Here is a 23,441-nt window from a genome sequence, read left to right as displayed (position 1 = left end):
GATTGATTTTAAAAGATTAAAGTACGTTTTTAATCACTCTTAATTTATGGGTATGCTTATTCATTTCTTTATTAAAAATCCCCGTAGAATCCAAGGTATCGATTCTTACTTTTCCTGATGCATGAATGATTCTCTGATTATCCAACATAATTCCCACGTGAATAATTTTCCCTTCAGGATTTTCAAAAAAAGCCAGATCTCCGGGCTGACTTTCTTCAACGAAGCTTAAAGATTCGCCCACATCAACCTGCTGAGAAGTGTCTCTCGGTAATTTTATATTGTGAATTTTGTAAACCAACTGTGTGAAACCGGAACAGTCTACCGCAAAAAAGCTTTTTCCACCCCACAGGTATGGAACATTCAGGAATTCTTTCGCAGTTAAGGCAATACTTTCACGCACATCATGGCTTCTTCTGGAGGCCACCACAGGAAATTCCACTTCGGAACCCATGGAGAGCAACGTTTTTCCGTCATGCATTAAGACAGAAGAAAAATCCTCCGTAACGACCGTAACTTTTCGTTTTGCCAGATTCTCGTCTGTTACAGGCTTTAGCTGTTTCGTATCCATCCATCCTTCATAGCCGTCATAATGCATTTTTATCCTGGTCCAGTTTTTATTTACCTCCAAGATATCTGCACTTTCCCCAAACAATATTTCCGTAACAATTTCCGCTCTGTCAGAACCTTCTGCACGAACGGGCGCTACTGTAACAATACAAATTCCTTTATTCATCTATTTTTTAAATTAAAAGGTTAAGACTTAGTTTCGGTTGAGAAAATAACTTTGTAAAATCTTAACCCTACACTCAACCTCAAATTATTTTCTTCTCAGAAAATTTACCCCATCCCGCAAAGGTAAAATAAGATTTTCAAAATCATCATCCTTCGCAATGATATCATTTAGCTCCTTAATTGCCTGTGTAGACTTCTGCTTCGGATTTTCTTCCAGCACTTTTCCGTACCACAGCACATTATCAAACATGACCACCGAACCGGATTGTGTTCTAGGCTTTATTAATCTGAAATATTCGGCATAATTTTCTTTATCTGCATCGATAAAAACCAAATCGAAAAACTCGTCGGTTTTTTTTAAAAATTCTTTGGCATCTTCAAGCTTAAAATTAATCTGGCTTGAATATTCGCTTTCGGCAAAATATTTTTTAGGTAGATAAGCCAAGTCTTCATTTACATCCAAAGTCGTTATTTTTCCGTCTTTTGCTAATCCTGCCGTAAGACAAAGTGTTGCATATCCCGTAAAAGTACCGATTTCCAGAATATTTTTCGGCTGTATCATTTGGGAAATAATGGTGAGCAATCTTCCCTGCTGATAGCCGGATATCATGTGCGGCTGTGTTGTTTTCTGGTATGTTTCCCTTCTCAGTTTTCTCAGAATTTCAGGTTCAGAGGAAGCGTGTGTTTCCAGGTACCTGTCCATTTCCGGATTTTTTTCTTCAAAAAAGCTCATTCTACAATTTTTAACAGTCAAATTTACTTAAATATAAGCAAAAACTAAGAATAATACAAAAGATTCTAAGCCTTGGGAAAATCCCGATACCAATTACCGTAAAAATACGGATAGCGTCGGATAAAAATAACTGTAACTTTGCAAAGAAGGGTAAAAACACTAATAGGAAAACAAATGAATGCCGGAGAAAAAAAAATTAACCATGAGAATATGAAGAAAACTTCTTTAAAATTTAAAGAAAAAACTTCATCAAAAAAAACTAAGCCGGAAATATCCAATTCATTTTTTCAGAGAATTATTTCTTTATTGAAAAAAGAAGAACTAATTTGATTAATTAAAAAAGAAATCCCGAATGACTTCGGGATTTCTTTTTATTGATTGAATGTTTGTTTTAATTATTTCTTTGGCGCAATGTCCATCAGTTTCATGAACTCATCCAGCTTAGGCATAATGATGATTTCCGTTCTTCTGTTCTCTGCTCTTCCTGAAACGCTCATGTTGGTCGCTTTAGGATTGTATTCGGAACGTCCACCCGCTGTCATTCTTGCAGGATCTACCCCAAACTGGGTCTGTAAAACTTTAGCAACTGCCGTACCTCTCAATGCAGAAAGATCCCAGTTATCTCTTGGTAAAGTTGAAGAATTTAATGCTGCGTTGTCTGTGTTACCCTCGATCAATACAGAATATTTATCGTAATCGTTGATTACTTTAGCTACTTTTCCTAACACTTCCTGAGCTGCCGGTAAAACATTGTAATCTCCTGTTTTGTATAACATTTTATCTGAAAGAGAGATCATTACTACTCCTTTCAATACTTTTACCTGAACATCCTGATCAGTTACATTATCCAAAGATCTTTTCAGCTTGTTTGATAAAGCTAAATTCAAACTGTCATTTTTAGCATTGTTAGAAATCAACTGCTTGATATAAGAGTTTGAAGCATTGATCTCCCCTACTAACTTATCAATATTTGCAGAGCTTTTTCCTGTATTGGAAAGACAGGCATCCAATGAAGATTTTAAAGCATCATGCTGACTTTTTAGTAAATTATTTTCGCTTGTCAGGGCAGAATTCTGAGACTTCAGATCCTGAATTTCTCTCTGTCTTTCCCCTACGTTTTCAATACATTGCTTGTAATTTGAGCTTAGCGCATCGTACTGCTTTTTGCTGATACAAGATGTCATTCCCAGCGCCATTGCAGATACTGCTAAGATTTTAAAAATTTTCATAAATAATCATTTTTAGACCAGCCAAAGGTAGAAAATTCATTTTAATTATATGAATTATCTTTGCATAAAAGAAATTCTCAACATAGATGTTGGAAAAGACAGACTTTAAAAATCGAGTAGAAAATCTAGTTCATTCTTCTGAAAACCACAACTATCTTTTAGCGGTGAGCGGAGGTGCCGACTCCATGGTTTTGGCATATCTGTTTAGACAGTTACAGGATTTTGGATACCCGTTTCAGATTGCACATATCAATTATAAACTTCGGGGAAAAGATTCTGATCTCGACCAAAAAGTGGTTCAGAATTTTTGTGAAAAGAATCATATTAAATTTCATTTATATGAAGTTTCAGATAGGGATCAAAAGCCGGAAAATTCTATTCAGCTTTGGGCAAGGGAACTTCGGTATCGTTTTTTCAAACAAATTCAGAAACAGGAAAATCTGGAGTTTTTAGTGACCGCTCATCATTTGAATGATCAGCTGGAAACTTTCATCATTAATCTTTCCAAAGCGGCGGGAATTAATGGTTTGAGTGGAATTCCTGCAAACGACAATCATATTGTAAGACCTCTTTTACATTTCACAAAAGAAGAAATCTACGAATTCGCCAAAGAAAACAATATTGAATATCGCGAAGATCTTTCTAATAAAAAAAGTGATTACTTAAGGAATAAAATCAGAAATGAGATCGTTCCGAAGCTTTTGGAAACCAACGAACATTTTTTACAGAATTTCAAAAAAAGCAATTCTTATTTAAATCAGACCAAAGATTTTGTTCAGCAGCAGATTCTTGAAATTGAAAATAGACTAACGGTATTTAACCCCAACTACAAAGTCTTATCAAAAGAAAACCTCAACAGGAAAAGCGATTTTGTAAAGTTTGAGATTCTTAAGAAGTATGGCTTTAATCAGGAAGAAGAAATTCATAAAATTTTTAAAGCGGAAAACGGAAGCTCATTTTTTTCAAAAGATTATCAGTTGATTATTAATCGTGATGAATTGATTTTAAAGACGAAGGTGGGAGCTAATAAATTGGAAGATGAAGAAATTCTTTTAATTGAAAATTTTGATTTTTCCGAAAACCAAATTGCCATTAATCTCGAAAATATTATTGACATTGAAGAAATCAATAAAGACCTCGAATGGGAATTTGATGCGGAAAAACTTCGCTTTCCACTGCGATTAAGAAGACAAAAAGACGGCGATGAATTTTATCCCGCCGGATTTTCAGGGAAAAAGAAAGTTTCTAAGTTTTTTAGGGACGAAAAATTATCTATTTTAGCGAGGCAAAAAATCTGGCTCCTGACTGATAACGAAAACTCCGTGCTAGGAATCGTTCCTTTCAGGCAGGACAGAAGAAATTCCAAGGATGAGAATACAAAAAAAATTCTCAAAATTTTTAATAAAAAGTAAAATGAAATTTAGAAACTGGTTTTTATTAGTTCTGTTGTTTTTGGCGACAGGAATTAATGCACAAATCAAAAATCCTGTAAAATTTAAATTTACAATCAACGAATTAGGCGACAACCAATACGAAGCTGTGTTGAATGCCACGATGGAAAGCGGCTGGCATATTTATTCGAAAGACATCCCGGAAGACACAGGAATTCCTACTGAATATAAAGTTTCAGGGAAAAATATTGAACTGATCGGGAAATTCACGGAAGTTGGTAAAAAGCATGAAGAATTTTCTGAAGCTTTCGGTGGAAAAATTATTTTCTATTCCAATTCTGCAGGTTTTAAACAAAAATTTAAACTAAAAGACGGCACAAAGCCAGGAGATGTTGTTGCTGAAATTACGTATCAGACCTGTGATGACAGAGTTTGTCTGGCTCCGAACACCTTAGAATTCAACAAACAGGTTACGCCAAAAGGCGCGACTGAGGAAGCAAAAACAGACGATAAGGCAGAAGCTGCAAAAGATTCTGTTGTCGCTTCGGCTACGACTCAAACTGTTGTTGAAAATCCTGCAAAAGGAGAAATCACTGTAACAGAAACTCCAAAATTAGATCCGAAAAATTTAAAAATCGAATCGATTGACTTCCAAAAACCTTTGACAGATTGCGGAACTGCATCTGCAAAAGTGAGCGAAAATTATTGGACGTATTTATTCTTAGGATTTCTTGGAGGATTAATCGCATTGTTAACACCATGCGTCTTCCCAATGATTCCGTTGACGGTTTCTTTCTTTACCAAAGGAAATAAAAATAAAGCAAAAGGAAAAAGAGACGCTTTGATCTATGGTTTTTTTATCTTCTTAATTTTCGTTTTAATAAGTGTGCCTTTCCATATTATTGACGGAATTGCAGGAAATATTTTTAACGAAATTTCAACCAGCGTTTGGCTGAATATTGTATTCTTCATCATATTCATTTTCTTCGCAGGAAGTTTCTTCGGATACTACGACATTACACTACCAAGTTCAATTGCCAACAAATCTTCAAAAGCGGAAGAAGCAGGTGGAATCATTGGAATCTTCTTCATGGCTTTAACGTTAGTCATTGTTTCTTTCTCTTGTACTGGCCCTATTTTGGGGAGTTTATTAGGAAGTGCAATAACAGGCTCAGCAAACGTTCCGATGCTGTTAACTTTTGCTTTGGCAGGTTTTGGCTTGGCCTGGGCAATTATTTTCGGATTACTGGCTTTATTCCCACAGGCGCTGCAAAGTCTTCCAAAATCGGGAGGCTGGATGAATACCGTAAAAGTAGTTTTAGGTTTTGTGGAATTGGCTTTAGCATTAAAATTTTTATCAAAAGCAGACTTAGTTTCTAAAACATTCTTATTAAAAAGAGAGCTATTCATCGCGATCTGGATTATTGTGGCGTTAGGATTAGCTTTATATTTATTTGGATTGATTAAATTCCCTCACGATGATAAGAAACCGAAAATTTCTATCACAAGAAAGATTTTGGGAGTTTTAGGATTCGGATTTGTTATTTATCTGATTCAGGGATTAATTCCTTCTGACCGTCCAAAACTTCAATTGCTAAGCGGAATTTTACCTCCGTTAAATGTAAGTTATTTCCACGATGAAAAAGACGGAATTTTAGGAATGCATCCGGAACACGACTTCTTCAAAGCCGTTGAATTGGCTAAAAAAGAAGACAAACCGATTTTAATTGACTTCACAGGTTACGGTTGTGAAAACTGTAGAAAGATGGAGGAATTTGTCTGGAGCGAAAGTGATATTTTACCCATTCTTCAAAATGATGTTGTGCTGGCTTCTCTGTATGTAGACGACAAAGAAGAGCTTCCTGAAGACCAGAAAACAAAGATCGATTTGGGTGACGGACAGGTAAAGAAAGTAAAAACTATCGGTGACAGATGGAGCCTGTTCCAGCAGGTTAATTTCAATAATAATTCTCAACCACACTATGTTTTGGTAACTCCGGATGGGAAAGTGATCAACACGCCGGTTTCTGGATACATGCCGAAAGAAGACTTCAAGAAATTCCTGGAATGTGGGGTAAATTATTATAAGAAAAATAAATAAAACTTTAAAATATTATTTTAAAACTCATGTCGAAAGGCGTGAGTTTTTGTTTTTAATCCTTCTTCCTGATAAACAATCATTTATGTTTAAATTTAATTATTAAAGTATCCTAAAATTTTATCGATTTAAAAACATTCAGTTCGCTTTTATGTTAAATTTTAATTGATTTTACAAAATTATTATCATTTTGAATTTTTAGGTATAAACTTTGTATAGTTTCCACCAAAGAATTAGTGAATATTCACGATTCATGATGTACGTTTAACATTTAAAAAACTATTAATTATGGCTGAAGTAATTGCACAAGAGAAGCAAGGAGGAAGCAAACAAAGAAAAAAACTGATTCGGGTTGATATGACTCCCATGGTGGACTTAGGGTTTCTATTGATCACCTTCTTTATGTTTACCACGAATTTCACAAAACCTAATGTGATGGATTTAGGACTGCCCGCAAAAGACCCTAATCATCGTCCAAATGACAAAGTAATTGATGTTAAAAATCAAGTTACATTCATTTTAGGAAAAGACAACAGAGTATTTTATCATCAAAGCAGTAAGGAAGATTTAAATACGGGTAATTTAAAAGAAACCAATTTCAGTGGAATTAATATCACTAAAATTATTTCGGAAGCTTATAACAACGCTCCAAACAAAGAAAATTTCACGATCATTATTGAACCAACAGATGATGCAAACTATAAAAATTTTGTAGATGTTCTGGACAATATTGCAATTTCCAAGAAAGAACGCTACGGAGTTACCGACATCAAGCCTTGGGAAAAGAAAGTTTACGAAGAATTAACCCAATAAAACAGGAAGAGCATTTTCAGGATGCTCTTTTTTTATTTACTTTTGAGTTTAATTTTATTGAATGAAAAACTTTTTAACCGCAATCATCATTTCTGTTATTACTGTTTCATGTTCTAAAAAAGAAGCAACTTCTACCACAAACGCTGTAGACAGCACTAAAATTGTTGATTCCATCAATGCTGCAAGAACCAAAATAAACGACAGCATTAAATCTAAAAATCATTTCAAAGATTTCAGCGGAACTCACAAATTCACTCATAATTTAATTAAAGGCTCAGGAACCATAGATTTCAAAAAAATTGATGGAGAGGCTGATCATTATGATGTTTCAGGAAATATTAAATCGGGAAATAATTCTTTAAAAATCAAAGGCTTCATGGCTGTTGTTTCCGAAAAGCACATTAATTTCACAGGAGAAATTACGCAGAGCATTACCGAAGACAGCAACGGAAAACCTTATGTAAGAAAGAAAACAACGACTTTCATGTCTAAAGACGGCGGTACAACTTACAGGCTACAGGACATGGTAAATGGTTCGGGATTTGTTGATCATATTGATATTCACTTTTAATTATTGAAATTATGTTGAACTTCGAGAGAAAAGGAAACGGAAAAGAAACATTGGTTTTGCTCCACGGATTCATGGAAAACCTTAGCATCTGGAATGATATGGAACCTCATCTTTCCGAAAATTTTTCATTATTAAAAATAGATCTTCCCGGTCATGGCCAGTCGGAAATGTTAGCAGAAGTTCAGACTATGGAACTGATGGCAGAAGAAGTGAAAAAAGTATTGGATGATCAGAATTTAACAAAGGTTCATCTACTGGGACACTCAATGGGAGGTTATGTTTCGTTAGGCTTTGCTGAAAAATATCCTGAACATCTGAAAAGTTTAACCTTATTTTTCTCCACTTATCTTCCGGATGATGCCGAAAAAAAAGAACAGCGCAAAAAAAGCTACAGGATTATTCAGGACGCTTTTGCTCATTATGCAAGAGCAGGAATCCCGAATTTATTTAATCCGAATGAAAGAGATATTCTGGAAGGAAAAATTGAAATAGCCCTTGAGACCGCACTTTCAACAAACAATTTGGGAGCATTGGCGTCAGTAAAAGGAATGGTGGAAAGAACCGACAAGAAGCAGGTATTGGAAAATCTGGATGCCAAAATTTTAGTAATTGCCGGAAAACATGACAATGCGGTAAAAACCGAATTGCTGATTAAAAATCTTCCCGATAAAACCAATATCAAATCGTATATTCTGGATTGCGGGCACAACGGGCACTGGGAAAAACCGGCGATCTGCGCTGCGATTATCAATACAGAACTTCTTCACAATTTACCCAAACATTTAGTTTTTTAGTTTGTATGAAAACAGGATTTTTTTCTCTTCTCTTCGTTGCACTTTTAAGCTGTAAAAAAGAAAATACAGTTTCTGATATGAATCAAAAAGATTCTGCAAAAATTATTTCTGAAAATCGCAAAGATTCTACCACTATTCCGGTTCAGCATAAAGAGGAAATTTTCAATTTCGTGACTGAACTTTGTGAGAATAAAGGACATTTCGATTCCGGAAAATACACCAGAGAAGAACTCGAAGGAACCTATAAGCTCTGGTTCCAAATGGGAGGTATCGCATTAAGTACCCCTTCTGTTTATAATTTTAACGGATTACAAAAAGTCCGTAACGAAAAAGAGGCTATTTTGGCTAAACTTGATCAAGATTTTGCCAGCCAGAAAAGAGTTTTGGAAAACTTAAAACTGGTAAAAGATCCTTATTGGGAAGACATCAGAAAACAGCATTTACAGGAGCTTGCTGAAGAATATGAGTTCAGAAAAACAGAAATTAAAGCTTTTTCTGATCCGTCGGTTCTTGTAAATCATAAGCTTTCTAAAGGATGCGAGAATTTCGTGAAAGCTTTAAATTCAAATGAAGTTCAAATGACTGAAGAATGGCGAAAACTCCGTGAAGAAATGAGCAAAAGAAACAGCGATCCACAAAGGATTTTAAACGAGTTTGAAGAACACTTATATTCATCCGACAAAAAAGATTTCGCTACCATTGATTTAATTACTTTCGGATGGGGAAACTGTGCTAATGATCATATAAAAAGAGTGGAACATGATGAAAAAATGAATAAGAAATTTGAATCACTTTTCATAAAAATCGATTCCGAATGTGACGAACCTTAATATTGCTTTATAAAAATTCTTGTATCTTAGTAAAGATTAAAATTTTCAATGGGTCTATTCTCTTTCAGTAAAAAGAAACCGGTAATCGGCTTGACACTCTCAGGCGGAGGAATGCGCGGAATCGCTCATATTGCGGTATTGAAAGCATTGGAAGAATACGATCTTAAACCGCATATCATTTCGGGAACCAGCGCGGGATCAATTGTTGCCGCATTCTATTCTTTCGGGAAAACTCCTGATGAGATGATGGAAATCGTCAGGCAGACCACTTTTTTCTCAAGGTCATACTTAAGACTTTCGAAAAACGGGATTTTCAGTTCGAATTTCATTTTAAAACTGTTTAAAGATCATTTTCCTGAAGATAATTTTAATATTTTGAAAATTCCCGTCTTTGTAGCTGCCACAGAAATGACGCACGGTATTGTTGATTTCTTTTCGGAAGGAGAACTTTTCACTCCCTTACTGGCTTCTTCAAGTGTTCCTTTCGTGTTATCTCCTGTAAAAGTCGGTGAAAAAATCTACGTGGATGGCGGTGTTTTAGACAACCTCCCTATTGAGCCTATTGTTGATAAATGTGATTTTCTGATTGCTTCACATGTAAATTCTATCAGCTACGACAGCCTTGAAAATATGAGCCTGATGAAGGAATTCGACAGAATACTGCATTTAGCCATCGCAAAATCTGTTTACTCCAAAACAAAATTCTGCGACATCTTTCTCGATCCTCCGAAAATGACCAAATTCAGTCTATTTAACAAAAAATCTTTGGACGTTATGTTTCAGGAAGTGTACGAGTATACTTGTAAAGAATTGGAAAATAAAGGATATAAAAAAACTTTAGGATAATTACAGATTGTCTTCTTCCTCTACCTTCGCTTTAAAAGTAACAATGGTATCCTGCAAAGATTCAAGAGACTTTCCTCCTGCCGCATTAATGTGCCCTCCCCCATTGAAATATTTTCTCGAAAACTGGTTCACATCCATATCATCTTTACTTCTGAAAGAAATTTTAATAAAGTCTTCATACAGATCTTCCATAAAGAAAGCCGCCATTTTTACCCCAAGAATGCTTAACCCATAATTTACAAAACCTTCCGTATCGCCTTTCTGGAAGCCATATTCTTTCAATTCTTCTCTTGTAAGATACAGAACAGCAACTTTTCCATCTTTTACAACCTCAATTCTTCCTAAAATTAAGGCCAATAAATGAAGTCGTGAAACGGTATTGGTGTCCCAGGTATTGGAAGTGATCATTGCAGGATCTGCTCCGTTCTCAATAAGATTTGCCACAATTCTATGCGTCGTTGCGCTGGTAGAACGAAAACGGAAACCTCCTGTATCCGTCATAATTCCCGTGTAAAGACATTCTGCAATATCTTTATTCACCAATTTTTCGTCGTCCATTGCCTGGATAAAATGATAAATCATCTGGCAGGTTGCAGGAATCACCGTATCTGAATAAACGTAATCAAAATTTTCAGGCTGCTGATGATGGTCGATAAGAATTTTCTTAGCCTTTGCCTTTGTTAGCCAGTCTCCCAGCAATCCTATTCTTGAAGGAGAATTAAAATCCAAACAGAAAATAACATCGGCCTCGCTAATCAGATCAAAAGCAACTTTTCTTTTATACTCTGCAATTAATACCTTTTTAGCTTCAGGCATCCACTTCAGAAACTTGGGAAAATCATTTGGAACGATCACTTCGGCAAGAAGTCCTTTCGCTTTTAAATAATGTTTTAAACCAAGGCTGGAACCAATAGCATCACCATCCGGATTGTAATGAGTAAGGATTACTATTTTGCTTTCTGGAGTCAGTAATGTGTTGATTTCTAAAAGTTCTGCAGGTGTAAACATTATTTTTGTTTATTTTTTCTTTAAATTTGGGTTTTCAAAGATAGAGCTTTTAAATAAATCGGGACTATTATTTTTAATTACCTGAGAAATCCGTTTTGTAATCGGGCTTTATAAATAGCTCATTAAAAAAGACATTAAAAATTTCAAAAAAAGATTACTAAAGTTTGCAACTTTTAAAAAAATCCATATCTTTGCAACCTGAAAATTAATAGATAATTACGATTTAAACATATAGTAATGAGTAAAAGAACATTCCAGCCATCAGAAAGAAAAAGAAGAAACAAACACGGTTTCAGAGAAAGAATGTCTACGCCAAATGGAAGAAGAGTTTTGGCTGCGAGAAGAGCTAAAGGCAGAAAGAGCTTAACTGTAAGTGCATCACGCGCTAAGAGATAATCTTTTTATTATCATATACAAATCATGCTTGAAAAGAACTTTTTCAGGCATTTTTTGTTGTTAAAATTTACTAAAATTTAGGTTCTTTATTCTTCTTTTTCCTATTTTTAAAATCTGAAAAAATATTTTAGAAACAGCACTTAAAACCGAATTATGCCACATACCAATATCTCCGGAGATAATATCATAAGTTTACAAAATGCGAAGATTGCACAGAAAAACTTTACCGTTCTTTCTGATGTGAATCTTAACATAAAAAAAGGAAGATTCTGTTATCTTATCGGGAAAACAGGTTCCGGAAAAAGCTCACTTCTAAAGACATTGTACGGACATATTCCGTTGGCTGCCGGACACGGTGCCGTTGTAGGTTTTGACCTTGAAAAGATGAGAACTTCGGATATCCCGAACCTGAGGAGAAAATTAGGAATCGTTTTCCAGGATTTCCAATTGCTTTCCGACAGAACGGTAGAGAAAAACCTGATTTTCGTTTTGGAAGCAACCGGATGGAACGATAAAACAAAAATGGAAGACCGCATCAATGAGGTTTTGGGAAGCGTAAACATGAAAAGCAAAAAGCATAAAATGCCTCATGAACTTTCCGGTGGCGAGCAACAGCGTATTGCGATCGCAAGAGCACTTCTAAATCACCCTGACTTAATTTTAGCAGATGAGCCAACAGGAAATCTTGACCCTGAAACATCCAATGAAATTATGACTTTATTAAAGCAGGTTGCTTTGGAAAACGGAGCCGCTGTAGTAATGGCAACACACGATTACCACATGATCCAAAACTTTCCGGGAGAGGCAATCCGATGTGAAGACGGGAAAGTTTCTGTTTTAGATACTTCTGAATTATTCGAGTAAAAATTTAGCCATTAAGAACATTTAAGGATTAAGTTTCTTCAAGAAAAATAGATTTTTAAAGCAAAGTTCAACTTAATTTCTTAACTCTTAATAATTACCGTTTAATGGTTTAAAAATATAATTTATTTACGAAAAACGTGAAACTCTTTAGTGAGTTCAAGATATTGGTCCGAGTATTGTCTCGGACTTTTTTCTATCACAAAATCAGATTCTTCCAAACCTTTTTCAGTTAAAGAAAACTCAAGAATAAGTCTTTTTGTTTTTGAATTTTCAATGCCTTTGATATTAATTTTTCTTGTTAAAAACAACCGATTTTCCATCGCTATTTTAACGAAATAATTTCCGGCTTCCACAGGAATGATGACCGAAAAAGTTCCGTTTGGGGAAAGCAATACGGAAGATTTAGAAATAAGTTGTTCAAAATTCAACTCGACAGTTTGTCTTGCTATTTTATCCTTCCCGGAATCCGAAACTTCAAAATACGGAGGATTTGAAACAATTAAATCAAAAAGAATATCCGTTTCAAAATTTTTAAAATCCTGATGAATATTTTTTAATCTTGACGAAAAAGGTGAATTTTCAAAATTAAGCTTAGTCAGTTCAGCCGCTTGTTCATTAATATCAATTCCGAAAAATTTTGCCTGAGAATTTCTCTGAGCCAGCATTAATGAAATCAAGCCTGTTCCTGTTCCGACTTCCAACACTTTAGAAACAGTATCAACACTCGCTAAAGCACCCAACAAAACACCGTCCGTCCCTACACGGAAGACATTTTGGGTTTGCTGAATTTCAAATTGTTTAAAAGTAAAAGGTTTCACTATAAATTGGTAGGCAATGTGATGGTGAATGTCGAACCTTTTCCGACTTCAGATTTTACGGTAATTTCGCCTTTATAATCCTCTACCATCTTTCTCACCATGGATAATCCGAGTCCCATTCCGCTATTCTTTGAGGTAAAATTCGGTTCAAAAATTCTTTCGTATATATTTTCAGGAATACCGATTCCGTTATCCTGTACGGATATCATTACTCTTCTCTGATGCTGCTCTATATCGACATTAATGATCAATTTTCTTTCCTCACTCTCCGCCTGCCTCGCATTCGTCACAAGATTGGTAATAATTCTGGCCAGGTAAATCCTGTCCATATTGATCATAATGTTATTTTTATTAGAATGCATGAAAATGCTGTCGTCATTAAAAACCCTCAAAACATCTTCGATTTCATTATTCAGATTGATGATTTCATTATTTTTTTCGGGAAGCTTGGCAAATTCTGAGAAAGCGGAAGCAACAGTCGCAATCAGATCGATCTGGTCTACCATGGTTTTACTCAATTGATTTACCTTTTCCCTGATATTCGGATCTTCCGGATCAAATTTTCTTTCAAAATTCTGAATTGTCAGTTTCATAGGCGTTAACGGGTTTTTCACTTCATGAGCCACCTGCTTTGCCATTTCTCTCCAAGCCTCTTCCGAAGCCTTAAAACGGAGTCTTTCTTTCTGATCCTGAATCTGAAGAATCATTCGATTATAGGCCCGTGCCAGAGCATTCAACTCGTCATTTTTATAATATCGAATTGGCCGCATTTCGTTTTCAAATAACGTAATACGGGTAATCATATCAGAGAACTTCGTAATATTTTTTGCGAGACTGTTAGACATTACCCAGCTGAACCAGATACTGAACAGAATCAATAAAACGTCAACAAGGACAATATATTTCAAATAAACATTAAGAACATCGAAATAAGCAGATTCGTCATGATAAAGAGGAATATATACAATCGCAATCGGTTCAAGCTCATTATTCTTCAATAATAAATAAGAGGATGTAAGTACCGCATCTTTAGAAGTATCATTTCCTTTAATATCATATCTGGCACCGGTAGAAAGTATCTTATTAACAATATTAATCGGAATGTTCTTCTGTTTTACCAGATCCTTGTCCGTGCTTGAAAGCAGATAATTTCCTTTCAAATCATATAAAATGATTTCATGCTTGTTGATATCAGCAATTTCATAAATCTTATTTTCCAGAAGTTCGGGCAAATCTTGTGTCTGAGTACGCTTCATACTCACTGCATAATCCAGATACCTCATAACGGCACCCGTTTTATTCTGCATATCAATCTCACTCTGATGGGCAGAATTTTCCCTTAATACAAAATACGGAACCAGCGAAGAGGCTACAACACTTAAAAGACACACAAGAAGGAAACCGAAAAACACCCGATTCCTTAAACTATATCCTTTATATATATTAATTGACATCTGCTATCTTTTGATTAACTTAGCAATATACTTACCAATTATATCAAATTCTAAATTTACTTTATCTCCCGCTTTTAAATATTTCATATTTGTAAATTCCCAAGTGTAAGGAATAATGGCCACTGAAAACTGAGTTTCTTCGCTTTTTGCAACGGTTAAGCTGATCCCGTTTACCGTAATTGAACCTTGAGGAACCGTTACAAAGCTTCCGTTATCTTCATATTTCATCGTAATAAAATAACTTCCGTTTTTATTTTCAATACTGACAACTTCTCCTGTTTTATCAACGTGACCTTGTACGATGTGCCCGTCTAGTCTTCCATCCATCTTCATGCAACGTTCAAGATTTACGACAGAACCCACCTCCCATTGTCCGAGATTTGTTTTTTCTAAGGTTTCATTAATGGCCGTCACAACATATTGATGTCCGTCAATTTTTACAACCGTTAAGCAACAGCCGTTGTGCGCCAGGCTTTGATCTATTTTCAGCTCATGTGTAAAAGGGCATGTTAAAGTAAAATCAATATTACTTCCGTTTGTTTCAACTTTCTCAATCACTCCAACTGCTTCAATTATTCCTGTGAACATATTATTTTTTGCTAAATTTGTAAATTATAATGTTCAAAGATAATCAAAATGAGCCCAAAAAACCATAAAGTACGAGTAGGAATTTCAATAGGAGATTTCAACGGCATAGGTCCCGAAATCATTATGAAATCCCTTGCAGACAAAACCATTACGGATTTTTTCACGCCGGTAATTTTTGGTTCGGGAAAATTATTTACCTATCAGAAAAATATTTTTAAATTAAATTTAAACTTTAATTATATCAATGAAGCCTCCCAGGCACAAGCCGGAAAACTGAATATGGTAAACCTTGTAAAGGAAAATTCGGTGGTAGAACTGGGAACTCCGACAGAGGAATCTACAAAAATGGCGATTGATTCTCTGGAAGCTGCAACAGAAGCTTTAATGAAAGGAGAAATTGATGTTTTGGTAACCGCGCCGATCAATAAAGATGAAATGGTGAAAATGGGTTTCAAACATGCAGGTCATACAGGATATTTTGAAGAGAAATTCAATAAAAAAGGACTGATGTTTTTGGTAACTGAAGATCTTAAAGTTGCTGTTTCAACGCATCACATTCCCATTGCAAAAGTTGCTGAAAGCATCTCTAAAGAAAAGATTAAAAAGCAAATCAGAGTTTTAAACCAGACTTTAATTGAAGATTTTAATATTTCCAGACCTAAAATTGCTGTTTTGGGATTAAACCCACACTCAGGAGACGGCGGTGTCATCGGAAATGAAGAAATTGAAATTATTTCTCCGGCCATCAAAGAACTTTCCGACAATGGAATTTTAGCTTTCGGCCCCTTCCCTGCAGACAGTTTTTTCCAGCCGGGCAAATACAGAAGTTTTGATGCTGTTTTAGCGATGTACCACGATCAAGGTTTGGCTCCTTTTAAAACTTTAGCTTATGAAGAAGGGGTAAATTACACCGCAGGACTTCCGTTTATCAGAACTTCTCCCGATCATGGAACGGCTTACGACATTGCAGGAAAAAACATTGCCGATGAGCAAAGCTTTCTGGAAGCGATCTTCACAGCCATCAAAATCTATAAAAACCGAAGCGAATACAATGATTTGATGAGCAACCGCATGCAGCCGAGAAGAATGGCGATGGATAACGGAGTTGACGAAGATCTGCCGGAGGAAACTGAAGGATAAATCTTTAATGAAGATTTTAAATTAATTTGTTAGAAATTTTATTTGTTATTATAAAAAAATTGCATATTTTTGCACACTCATTTTATGGACAAGTTAAGAAACTACGACGTAAGCTTTTCCGGACTGAAAACCGGTAAGCACGAGTTCAAGTTTGAGATAGATAAAGAGTTCTTTCAATTATTTGACACTGAACAGGAATTTACAAATCCTAAAATTGCAGTTGATGTTTTATTAGATAAACACTCTACTTTTTTAGAATTTGAGATCAAAGTAAATGGAATAGTGGAATTGGTTTGTGATATTTCAAACGAAAATTTCGACCATTCTATCGAAAACCAAATCAAAGTATTGGTAAAGTTTGGGGAGGAATACGATGACAGCGAAGAAGATGTTATTACCATCCCGACAAGCGATCACGCTTTTAATATTGCTCATTTAATTTACGAAAACGTGATGCTTTCTATACCAATGAAAAAGATATCACCCAACGTAAGTGAGGAAGATCTGAAAATTCTTGATAAATTCAGTCCAAAAGAAGCTGAAGAAGAGGAAGAACACGAAAGCGACCCAAGATGGGACGCACTGAAAAATTTAAAGAATAAAAATTAAATAGTTTAATGATGAGATGATGAATCTCATCGCTCATCAATTAAAAAAGTTATTACAAAATGGCACATCCAAAGAGAAGACAGTCGTCTACAAGAAGAGATAAGAGAAGAACTCACTACAAAGCAGTAGTTCCTCAATTAGCAAAAGATGCAGCAACAGGAGAGCTTCACCTATACCACAGAGCTCACTGGCATGAAGGAAAACTATACTACAGAGGTAAAGTAGTATTGGAAAAAGAAGTAGCAACTACTGAAGAAAACTAAGAGTCGCTTTTCGCTGAAAAAGCCTCATTTTAATACAAAAACCGCCCGATTTTGATAAAATTTGGCGGTTTTTTGTTGTTTTTTGTGTTTTTTTGGTATCTTTGGCAAAAATCAAATATCAAATTTATGGACATTAAAGACATACAAAATCTTATCAAGTTTGTATCTAAGGCAGAGGTTTCTGAAGTGAAGTACAAAACTAAAGATTTCGAAATCACTATTAAAACTCCATTAGCTGGAAGCGAAGTTGCTTATGCGCAGCCTGCAGTTTACCATACTGCTCCTCAACAAGTAGCAGCTGCTCCGGTACAAGCTGCAACTCCTGCTGCTGCACCCGCACAAGCTGAAGCTGCATCTGACGACAGCAAATATGTAACGATCAAATCTCCAATGATCGGAACTTTCTACAGAAAGCCATCTCCTGATAAAGACGTATTCGTAAATGTAGGTGACGAAGTTTCTGTGGGTAAAACAGTTTGCGTAATCGAAGCAATGAAATTATTCAACCAGATCGAATCAGAGGTAAGCGGAAAAATCGTTAAAATTTTAGTGGATGACGCTACCCCTGTAGAATACGACCAACCTTTATTCTTAGTAGATCCATCTTAATTAAAAAGTTAGATGTTAGACATTAGATGTTAGATTAAATTCTACATTAAAATAACATTATCTAATTTTCAAATTATCTAATTTTCAAATTGAAGAAGATGTTCAAAAAAATATTAATTGCCAATCGTGGCGAGATTGCAATGCGTATCTTACGTACTTGTAAAGAAATGGGAATCAAAACTGTTGCGGTATACTCTACTGCCGACAAAGACAGCCTTCATGTAAGATTTGCTGACGAGGCTGTTTGTATTGGTCCTGCGATGAGTAAAGACTCATATCTAAAAATTCCTAACATTATTGCTGCTGCGGAAATTACAAATGCAGACGCCATTCACCCAGGTTACGGTTTCTTATCTGAAAATGCTAACTTCTCAAGAATCTGTCAGAAAAACGGTATCAAATTTATTGGTGCTTCTCCTGAACAGATTGAAAAAATGGGAGACAAAGCCAATGCTAAAGCTACGATGAAAGCTGCCGGAGTTCCTTGTGTACCGGGTTCTGACGGTTTGATCGAGTCTTACGAAATTGCTCTTAAAACGGCTGAAGAAATTGGTTATCCGGTAATGATCAAAGCCACTGCAGGTGGTGGTGGAAAAGGGATGAGAGCTGTTTGGAAAGCCGAAGACCTTAAAGACCACTGGGAATCTGCTATTCAGGAAGCTGTGGCTGCATTCGGAAACGGAGGGATGTACATGGAAAAACTGATTGAAGAGCCTAGACACATCGAAATTCAGGTTGCGGGAGACCAATTCGGTAAAGCTTGCCACCTTTCAGAAAGAGATTGTTCCGTTCAGAGAAGAAATCAAAAACTGACAGAAGAAACCCCTTCTCCTTTCATGACGGATGAGCTTCGTGAGAAAATGGGTGAAGCTGCGGTAAAAGCTGCAGAATTCATTGGATACGAAGGAGTTGGAACGATTGAATTCCTTGTAGACAAGCACAGAAATTTCTATTTCATGGAAATGAACACAAGAATTCAGGTAGAGCACCCAATCACTGAGCAGGTTATCGATTATGATTTGATCAGAGAGCAAATTCTTTTGGCTGCAGGAACTCCGATTTCAGGAATCAATTATTATCCTAAATTGCATTCTATCGAGTGTAGAATCAATGCGGAAGATCCTTACGCAGATTTCAGACCTTCCCCGGGAAAAATCACTGGCTTAAACATTCCTGGTGGACACGGGGTAAGAGTTGATACTCACGTGTATTCCGGATATACAATTCCTTCTAATTACGACTCGATGATTGCAAAATTGATTACGACTGCTCAGACGCGTGAAGAAGCGATTGCAAAAATGAGAAGAGCTTTGGAAGAATTCTACATTGAAGGAGTAAAAACAACGATTCCTTTCCACAGACAACTGATGGATAATGAAGATTATCTTGCAGGAAACTATACAACGAAATTCATGGAGGATTTTGTTATGGATAGAAAATACGATAATCACTAAGATTATTTTAAATACAATTCAAACCGTCTCATTTTTGGGACGGTTTTTTTGTGTAAATACTACTTTTGCGGTATTGCAATACACTATTATGTTAATTAACTTTAAGACAAGTAACTAACACACCATGAAACAATTTAAACTAGTCCAATTTTTATTTTTAATTCTGCTTTCAGGAATTGGGAATATGGCTTTTGCACAGGAAAAAGAAATTGTAAAAATTTTAAACAGAGAACTTAAAAAAGAAGTAAAAAACCAGATAAAATCATCCAACTTTAATGGAGATACGATCAGAATTATTGAAGAGTTTTCTATAACTAAAGATAAAAAACTCACTTTTACCATAAAAAAAACAAGTCCGAATTTCACTGGCTACCAAATCATTAAACAGGAAGTTCCACTCAATAAAATTCTTAAAATCGCTAAAGATCTACAAATAATCTTGGAGACTGAAAGAAATGCAGTTTCGGAAACGTTTATCACTTTTAATGAAGAAAAAAAAGAAGAGAAATTGCAGGGAAGTATGTTTTTTGTTTATTTAACCATCGAAAAACGCAATGAACATTTGGGTGATGAATTGCAGAAAGCATTTGAAAAAGCTGGATACAAAGTCACCAAAGAGTATTGGTATGATTGATTTTAAACAACTTTAAATGAAATTGAAAGGCAAAGAGAAAAATTTCTGGTGGGATTTTGCCAGAATTAAAGACCCAAGAAAAATTCCGGACGAAATCCCCGGATTTACTAGTATTGATTCTATAGACGACGACGAATATCTTGTTCCGCTTTTCGAGAGAGTAAAAATCATCCATTCCCTATATTTTAAAGAAACAAGGATTACAGATGAAACCGTTCGCATGATTTCTAATGTTCAGCAGCTGAAAAGCCTGACCTTAATGAAACATCCGAAAATAACTCCCAAAAGCCTTCCCTATCTCAATCAATTAACAGATCTGGAATATCTGGATGTCTGGAGAACAGAAATTACCCTAAAAGATATTTACCAATTGGATCATCTTAAAAACTTGAAAGAATTGTATGTGGCTTCCTTAGGGTATGAATTCAGCACTCATTCGCAAATGGACAGTGAACTCATTTTAGAAGAAGTTATTAATTTAGAATCTATATTGCCGAATTGTAAGTTTTATGTTGACCATCATCTTTATCGATAAATTTTATCTTGGTCAATATTTTTGCAGAAAGATATTATATCTGCAACACCATATTAATATCGATAATATTTTCAAAGACTCTTATTTTCAGTCTCAAAACGCCCTCAGATATGGTCTTTTCTTAGTATCTACATTCTGTTTAGGTATTTCGTGAATAATGCTTAATTTTGTAGCAAACCAAAATATATGTCAACAGTAGAAACAGTAAAAAATTCACAATATTTTATTGACCTTGAAGATAAGCACGGTGCACACAATTACCACCCTCTTCCGGTTGTTTTAGACAAAGGAGAAGGTGTTTTCGTTTGGGACGTGGAAGGTAAGAAATATTATGACTTCCTTTCAGCTTATTCTGCTGTGAACCAAGGACATTCTCATCCTAAAATTGTTGGTGCATTAGTGGAACAGGCTAAAAAATTAGCTTTAACATCAAGAGCATTTTACAATTCAAAATTAGGAGAGTACGAACAAAAGATCACTACTTTATTTGGGTTTGATAAGGTTTTACCTATGAATTCCGGAGCCGAAGCTGTAGAAACGGCGGTAAAATTAGCCAGAAAATGGAGCTACGAAGTAAAGGGGATTTCAGAAAATGCAGCAAAGATAATTGTCTGCGAAAATAACTTTCATGGAAGAACAACAACGATTGTTTCTTTCTCCAACGATCCTGATGCCAACCAGAATTACGGACCATTCACTCCAGGATTTATTAAAATTCCATACAATGACCTTGAAGCTTTAGAAGAAGTTTTAAAGAATGAAGCCGAAAATATCGCTGCATTTCTGGTGGAACCGATTCAGGGGGAAGCCGGAGTTTATGTTCCTAATGAAGGCTTCCTGAAAAATGCTTCCGAACTGTGTAAACAATACAACGTTCTATTTATTGCTGATGAAGTGCAGACGGGTATTGCAAGAACCGGAAAACTGATTGCCTGTCATCATGAAGACGTTCAGCCTGATATTTTAATTTTAGGAAAAGCACTTTCCGGTGGTATGTATCCTGTTTCGGCGGTTTTGGCAAACAATGAAATTATGAATGTGATTAAGCCTGGGCAGCATGGTTCTACTTTCGGAGGAAACCCTATTGCTTGTGCGGTTGCGGTTGCTGCTTTAGATGTTGTGAAAGAAGAAAAGCTAGCTGAAAGAGCGGAGGAATTAGGAAAATTATTCAGAAGTGAAATTGAAAAACTCATCGAAAAATCTGATTTGATTACCAAAGTAAGAGGAAAAGGTTTATTAAATGCTATTTTAATCAACGACACCCCGGAAAGCTCTACAGCATGGAATCTTTGTTTAAAACTAAAAGAAAACGGATTGCTTGCCAAGCCTACTCACGGAAATATTATCAGATTGGCACCACCTTTGGTGATTACAGAAGAGCAATTGTTGGATTGTGTTAAGATTATTGAAAAGACATTGTTAGAGTTTTAAAAATTATATGAAAATTTCACTTTTAATTTCAACATACAATTGGCCTGAAGCATTAGAGGTATGTCTGAAAAGTGTATTAAATCAGAAAGTTCAACCCTTTGAAATCTTAATTGCTGATGATGGTTCTAAATCTTCGACTAAGGATATAGTAGATTCTTACAAAAAATTATCTAAGATTCCGATAGTACATGTATGGCACGAAGATCAGGGATTTGAGCTTGCAAAAATTAGAAATAAGGCTATTGCACAAGCTCAGGGGGATTATATCGTACAAATTGATGGTGATTTAATTCTTCATCCTTATTTTATATCTGATCATAAAGATTTTGCTAAGCCTAATTCGTTTGTAAGAGCAAGCAGAATTTATATAGACTCTGATTTATCTAAAGAAAAACTCAATAATAAAAACATTAATATTAATCCTTTTTCCAAAGGAATAACCAATTTTTTCAGTTCTTTCCGAATTCCTCTTTTATGGAAAAAATTTGAAACAAATTATAAGAATAGTGGTGATGAAAGGTGGGAAATTCATGGTTGTAACATGGCATTTTGGAGAAAAGATGCAATTGAAGTAAATGGTTATAATGAAGATTTTAAAGGTTGGGGACCTGAGGACAAAGAGTTTGTTGCAAGACTCTTAAATGCAGGAAAGGAAAAAAGGTTTTTAAAAATGGGTGGTTTGGTTTTTCATATTCACCACCCTGTCAACAACAAAGAAAATTTAAAAAAGAACGAAATAATTTTTGATAACACCAAAAAGAATGGAACAAGCTGGTGCGATCATGGAATTGATCAATATCTATAAATATGAAAATCGCCTTATTGATTTCTACTTATAACTGGAAAGAAGCTTTGGATCTTGTTTTACAATCTGTACAAATACAATCTGTATTGCCGGATGAAATTCTCATTGCTGATGACGGATCTAGTGAGGATACAAAAACTCTTATAGATGAGTGGATAACAAAATTTACAATTCCTGTAAAACATTTTTGGCATGAAGACGATGGCTTTAGAAAAACAATTATATTAAATAAAGCTATAAAAGGAACTGAGGCGGATTATATTATCCAGATTGACGGAGATATTATCTTGAGTCCGCATTTTATTAAAGATCATATAGAAGAACTAAAAAAAGGTTTTTTCCTAAATGGAAGCCGGGCATTAATTAATGAGGCTAACACAAAAAAACTTTTTGAAGCAGGCATTCTTGATTTGAATCAAACAAAAAAAAATACCAAAAATAGAATCAATGCTACCCGATTCCCTTTATTATCAAAAATTTTCCGCAAAGATCATCTAAAATCCAGTAATGTAAAAGGCTGCAATTTTTCTTTTTGGAAAAATGATTTTGTGGCCGTCAATGGTTACAATAATGAAATGAATGGTTGGGGGCATGAAGATATTGAGCTTGCGGCAAGACTGAATAATATAGGAGTAAAACAACGTCGTCTTAAAATGAAAGCAGTTTGCTATCATCTCCATCACAAATACTGTGACAGAAAAAATGAAAATAAGAATTTTGACATCTATCAATCAGTTGTTGAAATGAAAATAACAACTTGCGAAAATGGATACGAACAAAGCTAACAACTTGCACG

26 protein-coding genes are annotated in these 23,441 nt (G+C 35.3%); 19 read left to right on the top strand and 7 right to left on the bottom strand.

Annotation, left to right across the window (positions count from 1 at the left end; genetic code table 11):
• Positions 1–16 precede the first annotated feature (16 nt).
• The 3 genes from BUA89_RS18500 to BUA89_RS18490 form a co-directional block, all read right to left on the bottom strand.
• Entirely contained in the window at positions 17–733 is a 717-nt protein-coding gene (locus BUA89_RS18500; RefSeq protein ID WP_072961990.1) for a C40 family peptidase, read from the bottom strand.
• Between the two features lie 84 nt (positions 734–817).
• Positions 818–1,465 (bottom strand): O-methyltransferase, encoded by a 648-nt coding sequence (locus tag BUA89_RS18495; protein ID WP_072961987.1) that lies wholly within the window; start codon positions 1,463–1,465, stop codon positions 818–820.
• A gap of 395 nt (positions 1,466–1,860) precedes the next feature.
• Complete coding sequence (locus BUA89_RS18490; protein WP_072961985.1) at positions 1,861–2,694, bottom strand: OmpA family protein; 834 nt, start codon at positions 2,692–2,694, stop codon at positions 1,861–1,863.
• A gap of 86 nt (positions 2,695–2,780) precedes the next feature.
• Here BUA89_RS18490 and tilS point away from each other — a divergent pair, with 86 nt between their 5' ends.
• The 7 genes from tilS (at position 2,781) to BUA89_RS18455 (ending at position 10,037) form a co-directional block, all read left to right on the top strand.
• Complete coding sequence (gene tilS, locus BUA89_RS18485; protein ID WP_072961980.1) at positions 2,781–4,106, top strand: tRNA lysidine(34) synthetase TilS; 1,326 nt, start codon at positions 2,781–2,783, stop codon at positions 4,104–4,106.
• A gap of 1 nt (position 4,107) precedes the next feature.
• Positions 4,108–6,186 (top strand): protein-disulfide reductase DsbD family protein, encoded by a 2,079-nt coding sequence (locus tag BUA89_RS18480; RefSeq protein WP_072962074.1) that lies wholly within the window; start codon positions 4,108–4,110, stop codon positions 6,184–6,186.
• 285 nt (positions 6,187–6,471) lie between these two features.
• Positions 6,472–6,996 (top strand): biopolymer transporter ExbD, encoded by a 525-nt coding sequence (locus BUA89_RS18475; RefSeq protein WP_072961976.1) that lies wholly within the window; start codon positions 6,472–6,474, stop codon positions 6,994–6,996.
• 61 nt (positions 6,997–7,057) lie between these two features.
• A complete protein-coding gene (locus tag BUA89_RS18470; RefSeq protein ID WP_072961973.1) occupies positions 7,058–7,567 on the top strand; it encodes a hypothetical protein in 510 nt (169 codons plus the stop codon).
• 11 nt (positions 7,568–7,578) lie between these two features.
• The gene (locus tag BUA89_RS18465; protein ID WP_072961969.1) at positions 7,579–8,361 is read left to right on the top strand and encodes an alpha/beta fold hydrolase; all 783 of its coding nucleotides are present in this window, start codon (positions 7,579–7,581) and stop codon (positions 8,359–8,361) included.
• Positions 8,362–8,366: 5 nt separating this feature from the next.
• Complete coding sequence (locus BUA89_RS18460) at positions 8,367–9,191, top strand: hypothetical protein (protein ID WP_072961966.1); 825 nt, start codon at positions 8,367–8,369, stop codon at positions 9,189–9,191.
• Between the two features lie 48 nt (positions 9,192–9,239).
• Positions 9,240–10,037 carry a patatin-like phospholipase family protein gene (locus BUA89_RS18455; protein ID WP_072961961.1) on the top strand — a complete coding sequence of 266 codons (798 nt, stop codon included), beginning with the start codon at positions 9,240–9,242 and terminating at the stop codon, positions 10,035–10,037.
• Here the strand turns inward: BUA89_RS18455 and BUA89_RS18450 are convergent, their stop codons facing one another.
• Positions 10,038–11,045 carry a DHH family phosphoesterase gene (locus BUA89_RS18450; protein WP_072961958.1) on the bottom strand — a complete coding sequence of 336 codons (1,008 nt, stop codon included), beginning with the start codon at positions 11,043–11,045 and terminating at the stop codon, positions 10,038–10,040.
• 237 nt (positions 11,046–11,282) lie between these two features.
• On the opposite strand from BUA89_RS18450, the gene rpmH reads away from it, so the two are divergent.
• Positions 11,283–11,441, top strand: a complete 159-nt coding sequence (gene rpmH / locus BUA89_RS18445) for a 50S ribosomal protein L34 (protein ID WP_007843334.1) — start codon at positions 11,283–11,285, stop codon at positions 11,439–11,441.
• A gap of 153 nt (positions 11,442–11,594) precedes the next feature.
• Complete coding sequence (locus tag BUA89_RS18440) at positions 11,595–12,305, top strand: cell division ATP-binding protein FtsE (RefSeq protein WP_072961956.1); 711 nt, start codon at positions 11,595–11,597, stop codon at positions 12,303–12,305.
• A gap of 122 nt (positions 12,306–12,427) precedes the next feature.
• Here BUA89_RS18440 and BUA89_RS18435 read toward each other — a convergent pair whose 3' ends face one another.
• From BUA89_RS18435 to BUA89_RS18425, 3 genes are read right to left on the bottom strand one after another with little or no spacing between them, the layout of a single operon-like run.
• On the bottom strand, positions 12,428–13,123 hold the full coding sequence (locus BUA89_RS18435; protein ID WP_072961953.1) for a tRNA1(Val) (adenine(37)-N6)-methyltransferase: 696 nt from the start codon (positions 13,121–13,123) through the stop codon (positions 12,428–12,430).
• Positions 13,123–14,577 (bottom strand): sensor histidine kinase, encoded by a 1,455-nt coding sequence (locus tag BUA89_RS18430; RefSeq protein WP_072961950.1) that lies wholly within the window; start codon positions 14,575–14,577, stop codon positions 13,123–13,125. Before BUA89_RS18430 ends, BUA89_RS18435 begins: the two co-directional genes overlap by 1 nt.
• A 3-nt stretch (positions 14,578–14,580) precedes the next feature.
• The gene (locus BUA89_RS18425) at positions 14,581–15,165 is read right to left on the bottom strand and encodes a riboflavin synthase (RefSeq protein WP_072961947.1); all 585 of its coding nucleotides are present in this window, start codon (positions 15,163–15,165) and stop codon (positions 14,581–14,583) included.
• Positions 15,166–15,213: 48 nt separating this feature from the next.
• Between BUA89_RS18425 and pdxA the strand changes: the two genes are divergently transcribed.
• From pdxA to BUA89_RS18375, 10 genes are all read left to right on the top strand, one after another.
• A complete protein-coding gene (pdxA, locus tag BUA89_RS18420; RefSeq protein ID WP_072961945.1) occupies positions 15,214–16,305 on the top strand; it encodes a 4-hydroxythreonine-4-phosphate dehydrogenase PdxA in 1,092 nt (363 codons plus the stop codon).
• A gap of 84 nt (positions 16,306–16,389) precedes the next feature.
• Positions 16,390–16,914, top strand: a complete 525-nt coding sequence (locus tag BUA89_RS18415; RefSeq protein WP_072961943.1) for a YceD family protein — start codon at positions 16,390–16,392, stop codon at positions 16,912–16,914.
• A gap of 59 nt (positions 16,915–16,973) precedes the next feature.
• Complete coding sequence (gene rpmF, locus BUA89_RS18410; protein WP_039365059.1) at positions 16,974–17,177, top strand: 50S ribosomal protein L32; 204 nt, start codon at positions 16,974–16,976, stop codon at positions 17,175–17,177.
• A gap of 126 nt (positions 17,178–17,303) precedes the next feature.
• Positions 17,304–17,786, top strand: coding sequence for an acetyl-CoA carboxylase biotin carboxyl carrier protein (gene accB / locus BUA89_RS18405; RefSeq protein WP_072961939.1), 483 nt, complete (start codon positions 17,304–17,306; stop codon positions 17,784–17,786).
• Positions 17,787–17,884: 98 nt separating this feature from the next.
• Positions 17,885–19,240: an acetyl-CoA carboxylase biotin carboxylase subunit gene (gene accC, locus BUA89_RS18400; RefSeq protein WP_072961936.1), complete on the top strand. Its 1,356-nt coding sequence runs from the start codon at positions 17,885–17,887 to the stop codon at positions 19,238–19,240.
• A gap of 124 nt (positions 19,241–19,364) precedes the next feature.
• Complete coding sequence (locus BUA89_RS18395; protein ID WP_072961932.1) at positions 19,365–19,874, top strand: hypothetical protein; 510 nt, start codon at positions 19,365–19,367, stop codon at positions 19,872–19,874.
• A gap of 16 nt (positions 19,875–19,890) precedes the next feature.
• The gene (locus tag BUA89_RS18390; RefSeq protein ID WP_072961929.1) at positions 19,891–20,409 is read left to right on the top strand and encodes a hypothetical protein; all 519 of its coding nucleotides are present in this window, start codon (positions 19,891–19,893) and stop codon (positions 20,407–20,409) included.
• A 186-nt stretch (positions 20,410–20,595) separates the two neighbouring features.
• Complete coding sequence (rocD, locus tag BUA89_RS18385) at positions 20,596–21,840, top strand: ornithine--oxo-acid transaminase (RefSeq protein ID WP_072961926.1); 1,245 nt, start codon at positions 20,596–20,598, stop codon at positions 21,838–21,840.
• A 7-nt stretch (positions 21,841–21,847) separates the two neighbouring features.
• A complete protein-coding gene (locus tag BUA89_RS18380) occupies positions 21,848–22,645 on the top strand; it encodes a glycosyltransferase family 2 protein (RefSeq protein ID WP_072961922.1) in 798 nt (265 codons plus the stop codon).
• A 2-nt stretch (positions 22,646–22,647) separates the two neighbouring features.
• Complete coding sequence (locus BUA89_RS18375) at positions 22,648–23,430, top strand: glycosyltransferase family 2 protein (RefSeq protein ID WP_083531738.1); 783 nt, start codon at positions 22,648–22,650, stop codon at positions 23,428–23,430.
• Positions 23,431–23,441 lie beyond the last annotated feature (11 nt).

This window comes from Chryseobacterium arachidis (assembly GCF_900129245.1).
Classification (GTDB): domain Bacteria; phylum Bacteroidota; class Bacteroidia; order Flavobacteriales; family Weeksellaceae; genus Chryseobacterium; species Chryseobacterium arachidis.
Note: the sequence above shows the minus strand (reverse complement) of the source record. Positions and strands in the feature narration are given on the sequence as shown.